This is a genomic window from Geminicoccus flavidas (assembly GCF_009806515.1).
Lineage (GTDB): Bacteria > Pseudomonadota > Alphaproteobacteria > Geminicoccales > Geminicoccaceae > Geminicoccus > Geminicoccus flavidus.
In genome coordinates, this window is record NZ_WUJP01000836.1 from 1 (window position 1) to 2,092 (window position 2,092).

The 2,092-nt window shown below is 65.7% G+C and carries 3 protein-coding genes; all 3 read left to right on the forward strand.

Going from position 1 to position 2,092, the window contains the following annotated elements; all coding sequences use genetic code 11:
• Positions 1-687: carbohydrate ABC transporter permease (locus tag EQG76_RS24010; protein WP_159717065.1), on the forward strand; the 687-nt coding region annotated here is incomplete at its 5' end.
• A gap of 4 nt (positions 688-691) precedes the next feature.
• Complete coding sequence (locus EQG76_RS24015) at positions 692-1,786, forward strand: ABC transporter ATP-binding protein (protein ID WP_159717067.1); 1,095 nt, start codon at positions 692-694, stop codon at positions 1,784-1,786.
• Positions 1,783-2,092, forward strand: a 310-nt coding sequence (locus EQG76_RS24020; RefSeq protein WP_159717069.1) for a hypothetical protein, incomplete at its 3' end; no start/stop codon positions are given. The genes EQG76_RS24015 and EQG76_RS24020, both read left to right, overlap by 4 nt.

Consider the following 2,092-nt stretch of genomic DNA (forward strand, 5'->3'; position numbering starts at 1 on the left):
GTGTTCTTCCGGGCGGTGATCTCTGGCGGTGGTGCGGCCCAGGCGACGGAGTTCCCGCTCTATTTCTTCAACTCGATCTTCATCGCCGGGGTTTCCTGTCTCCTGGCGCTGATCATCGGTACGATCGCCGCCTACGGCTTCTCGCGCTACCCGCTGAAAGGGAACGAGACCTACATGTTCATCATCCTGACTACGAGGATGATGCCCGCGATCGTGGTGGTGATCCCAATCTTCCTGATGTTCCGCGAGATCGGCCTGTCGGGCACCTATTTCGGTATCATCTTCCTCTACACCGCCTTCAACCTGCCCTTCACCATCTGGATGGTGCGCTCCTTCTTCGACGAGCTGAACACCGAGATCGAGGACGCGGCGCGCATGGACGGTGCCACCGAGCGCCAGCTCTTCTTCGGGATCTGCCTGCCGCAGGTGAAGGCAGGTCTCGCCGCCACCTTCGTGTTCGGCCTGATCCTGACCTGGAACGAGTTCCTGTTCGCGCTGCTGCTGACCGGCGTGGACACCCGCACCGTGCCGGTCGCCATGGCGCGCACGCTGGGCGGCGAGATGGGCGTCGACTACGGGCTGCTCGCCGCGATCGTCACCCTGTTCCTGATCCCGATCTTCTTCGTGACGTTCCTCCTGCAGAACCAGCTCCTGCGCGGCGTCACCTTCGGCACGGTTCGGAAGTGAGGCCATGGCAACCATCGACATCAAGGACGTCACCAAAGTCTATCCCAACGGCTTCAAGGCGGTGGAGCGGATCAACCTCTCCGTCGGCCAGGGCGAGGTCATGTGCCTGCTGGGACCCTCTGGCTGCGGCAAGACCACGACGCTGCGCATGGTGGCGGGTCTGGAGGACATCACCGAAGGCGAGTGCCAGATCGGCGGCAGGCGGGTGAACGAGCTGCTCGCCCGCGAGCGCAACGTGGCCATGGCCTTCCAGTTCTACGCGCTCTACCCCTCGCTCACGGTGGCGGAGAATTTGAAGTTCCCGCTCCATGCCGAGGGCCGCAGCCATGCGGAGATGGACGCGAAGGTCCGCCAGGTGGCGAAGACCCTGCAGCTCGAGAGCGTGCTCGGGCGCAAGCCCGCCCAGCTCTCCGAGGGCGAGAAGCAGCGGGTCGCGGTCGGTCGCTCGATCATCCGCGATCCTGAATGCTTCCTGTTCGACGAGCCGCTCTCGCGCCTGGACGTCACCCTGCGCGAGCAGATGCGCGGCGAGATCAAGGAGGTGCTCTCCGGACTGTCCAAGGCCACCGTGATCGTCACCCACGACCAGCTTGAAGCGCTGACCATGGCCGACCGGATCGCGGTGATGCGCGCCGGGATCATCGAGCAGGTGGCAACCCCGCACGACATCTTCGCCAAGCCCGCCAACCTGTTCGTGGCAGGCTTCATCGGCACGCCGCAGATGAACCTGATCCCGGCCAGCTTCACCGGGATGGTTGGCGGCCATGGCGGCTTCGCCCTGCCCGGCGGTCAGAAGGTCCTGGTGCAGGTCGATCCGGCGGTGGGCGGACTGGCCGCCGGCACCGGGGTCACGCTGGGCATCCGGCCGCGCAATCTCGAGATCATGCCAGAACCGGTGCCGGACGGGCTCACCCTCCAGGTCGACATCGTCGAGCCGATGGGGGCGGAGACCCTGGCGCATCTGTCCGATGGCGCTCAGTCGATGCGGGTGGTGTGCGACTGGCGGGTGCCCATCGACGAGGGTGATCGGCTCCATGTCCGGTTCCAGCCGGGCTATGTCCATGTGTTCGGCCCAGACGAGCAGGCGGTCCGCTCATGAGCAACCCAAGCACTCCCGTGCCGCCGGGCGGCCTCAGCGCAAAGGCGGCCAAGCGGGTCGAGTACGCGATCATCGCGCTCTGTTGCGCAGCACTGGTGATGATCTTCCAGCCCTTCACCATCAGCCTGTTCACGCTCGGCTGCATCTTGGTGGTGGTGGGCGGCCTGGCCTTCAACTTGGTGCCGCTGTGCCGGGCGGGCGTGCGGCCGCGCAGCCTCCTCAAGGCGGTCGGCATCATCCTGCTGATCCTGGTGATCGTGGCGCTGCTCGGGATCGGCTCGGCCCAGCTCTACGTGCAGAGCCTGG